General features: G+C 61.7%; 4 protein-coding genes. 1 reads left to right on the top strand and 3 read right to left on the bottom strand.

Annotated elements, in window-relative coordinates; all coding sequences use genetic code 11:
- Window positions 1-701, bottom strand: a 701-nt coding sequence (locus tag AC11W3_RS17395) for an LrgB family protein (protein WP_484093441.1), incomplete at its 3' end; no start/stop codon positions are given.
- Window positions 688-1,104: a CidA/LrgA family protein gene (locus AC11W3_RS17390; RefSeq protein ID WP_484090649.1), complete on the bottom strand. Its 417-nt coding sequence runs from the start codon at window positions 1,102-1,104 to the stop codon at window positions 688-690. The genes AC11W3_RS17395 and AC11W3_RS17390, both read right to left, overlap by 14 nt.
- A gap of 101 nt (window positions 1,105-1,205) precedes the next feature.
- Between AC11W3_RS17390 and AC11W3_RS17385 the strand changes: the two genes are divergently transcribed.
- Window positions 1,206-2,078: a LysR substrate-binding domain-containing protein gene (locus tag AC11W3_RS17385; protein ID WP_484090650.1), complete on the top strand. Its 873-nt coding sequence runs from the start codon at window positions 1,206-1,208 to the stop codon at window positions 2,076-2,078.
- A 74-nt stretch (window positions 2,079-2,152) separates the two neighbouring features.
- On the opposite strand, the gene AC11W3_RS17380 is transcribed toward AC11W3_RS17385, so the two are convergent.
- Window positions 2,153-2,896 (bottom strand): shikimate dehydrogenase family protein (locus AC11W3_RS17380; RefSeq protein ID WP_484093440.1); only part of this gene is annotated, 744 nt, incomplete at its 5' end.

Here is a 2,896-nt window from a genome sequence, read left to right as displayed (position 1 = left end):
AGCGACAGCAACTGCGCCAGCGCGGGAGCGGTCAGTACATTGACCAGGCCTACCAGCACCATCACCAACCCGGCGATGGCTCCGATCTCGGCGTCGATCTGATGCGCCTTGGCGGTACCGGCCCCGTGAGCGCCCATGCCGAGCAGGGCACCGCGCGCCAATGCCGAACGCAGCGGCAGCACGTTGAGCAGCAGTTCACCGAGGGCGGCGCCGAATACGCCGGTGATCACGACGAAAACCGAGGTGAGCGCCGGCACCCCACCGATATCGCTGGAAACAGTCATGGCAAACGGGGTGCTCAGGGAGCGCGGCAGAAGGCTGAGACAGACAGTGGCGTTGAGCCCCAACAACTCAGACAGCAGCCACGAGGTGACCAGCGCAGTGGTACTCCCCGCAACCACTCCCACTACGAGCAGCAACCAGTGCCGGCGTATCAGCGCGCGCTGCTCGTAGATCGGGATGGCAAAGGCCACCGTGGACGGACCGAGAAGGGCTACCAACCAGTGGGTCCTCCTGATGTACTCGCCGTAGCTCACATGAAAGGCGACTGCCACCCCGATGAGCAGCAACGGAGTGACCAGAAGCGGTGAAGACCACCAGCACGGCCAACGGCGGTACAGCACCTTGCCGAGCAGGTAGAAGCCGATGGTCAGTGCCGACCAGACCAGCGTTTGCGGTGATAAAAGGTTACCCGGAAGCACGGCCGCCTACCTCAGGGCTGACAGCCCGGTAGCATAGGTCGATGACCCCGGCGGTGACGACCATAACCGCCAGGGTGCCCAGCACGATGACTGCCAGGATCTTCACCCCGAGCATGCCGAGAAGTTCCGGGTGGTCCAGCACCGCCAAAACCGCCGGCACGAAGAAGAGCAGCATCTCGGCGAGCAGCCACTGCGAACCACGACGGACCGTGGCAATGCTCAGTCGCTTGCTGGCCAGCAATAGGAGCAGGATGAACAGCCCCAGCACCGCGCCGGGGATGCTCAGGCCCGTGGCGCGCACGGTGCCCTCCCCGACCAGCCAAAACAGCAGGATCAAGGAAACCTGAAACAGCAGGCTGGCACGGCAGCGCCGCCAGGCTATGGAAGGTTGAAATCCGGTCATGGTGAACTCCTCTGTGAATTTCCTGTTTGCAGGATAGGTGCAATCGTAGTATTCGTAAAATGAATTTTAAGACTAAGTCTAATTCTTATTTGGAATAGAACATGGAAATTAGGACATTGCGGGCGTTTGTCGAGGTGGTGCGTCAAGGCGGTTTTTCGCGCGCCGCAAAGACGGTCTTCGTCACCCAGTCGACGGTGAGCAAGGCGGTCAAGCAGTTGGAAGAGGAGCTGGATCTGCCGCTGCTGGAGCGAATCGGCCAGGGGTGCAAGATGACGGCTGCTGGTGAGATCGTCTACCGGCGGGCGCTGGCGATCCTGGCCCAGGGCGACGACCTCAAAGCCGAGCTGGAAGAGCTGCGGGGGCTCAAGGGAGGGGTGCTGCGCCTGGGGGTGCCACTGATCGGGAGCAACACCCTGTTCGCCCATCGTTTCGCCAGCTACCGCACCCTTTATCCCGGCGTGGAGCTGCAGCTGGTGGAGCACGGCAGTAAACGCCTGGAGGAACTGGTACTGGCAGGCGAGGTGGACCTGGCAGCCACCTTGCTGCCGGTGAGCGACCAGTTCGAGTATCAGGAGGTGTGGCGCGAGCCGATCGACGTGCTGTTGCCGGTAGACCATCCGCTGGCGGCGCGCGAGCGGCTGCACTTCCAGGACCTGCAGGAGCTCCCCTTCATCCTGTACGGACCTGGGTTCGCGCTCAACCCGATCATACTTGAGGCCTGCCGGGAAAGCGGCTTCACGCCCAAGGTCTCGGCACAGTCGAGCCAGGTCGATTTCATCATCGAGTTGGTGGCAACGAAGCTTGGCGTGGCGCTGTTGCCGCGCATGATCGCCGAGCAGCGCCCGCACCCGATGACGCGCCTGGTTCCGGTACAAGAACCTGCCATTTTCTGGCACATGGCCCTGATCTGGCGGCGTGGCGGCTACCTGTCTCACGCCGCGCAGGCGTGGCTCGCCATGACAGCTGAGGAGTGAACTGTGCAGTCGATTGAAAGGAGGTCAAAGATGAGGTGCACGAGTAAGGCAGGCGGGCGGAGAGGCTATCCCGGTCAAGAGCCCATCGCTCCGATAAATTCAGCTATCAGGCGGACCTGTTCATCAAGCATGTGGAGTCCGTAATGAATGGTGCACCCCCTTGCTTTCGCTGCGGCCAGAAGGGGGGTGGTTTCTGGCTTCATAATGATTTCCGCAACGGTCATGGCGGGTGTCAACATTGTGGCATCAAGCGGCAACGGATCATCAGCTTTCAGACCGAGCGAGGTGGCGTTTATCACCAGATCGTGACCGGTCGGATCGGCATTTCCCACCATGATCGGCCGATCTGGAAAGTATTTGGCCACCCGCGCCGCAATCTCTTCAGCCTTCGAACGGGTGCGGTTGGCGACCGTCAGGGATGCTACGCCCGCCTCTGCCAGAGCAAAAGCGATGGCTGCGGCTGCACCGCCCGCACCTATCAGCAGTGCCCGGCGACCAGCCGGATCGTACCCCTGGGAGCGCAACCCGGCTACAAAACCGGCACCGTCAAACATGTTACCGATCAGCCTGCCGTCAGCTTCCCGCCGCACCGCGTTAACCGCACCGATTGCACGCCCGGCATCGCCAAGTTCATCACAGAGGGCGGCGACCGCAGTCTTGTGCGGGACCGTCGTGACAAAACCGCCTAGATTCTTCATGGTACGAAAAGCCGTCAGGACAGCCCCAAGCCCCTCTGGAGCAACTTGTATTGGGACAAGGACCGCGTCACAACAGTACTGTGAGAAAAGCCCGTTGAACACCTCTGGGGTGCGGACGTG

It is taken from the genome of Geomonas sp., from assembly GCF_056994735.1.
Note: the sequence above shows the minus strand (reverse complement) of the source record. Positions and strands in the feature narration are given on the sequence as shown.

What these genes read in the sequence shown, in the direction of transcription:
- AC11W3_RS17390 (WP_484090649.1), bottom strand. Translation starts at nt 1,104, where the DNA reads ATGACCGGATTTCAACCTTCCATAGCCTGGCGGCGCTGCCGTGCCAGC.
- AC11W3_RS17385 (WP_484090650.1), top strand. Translation starts at nt 1,206, where the DNA reads ATGGAAATTAGGACATTGCGGGCGTTTGTCGAGGTGGTGCGTCAAGGC.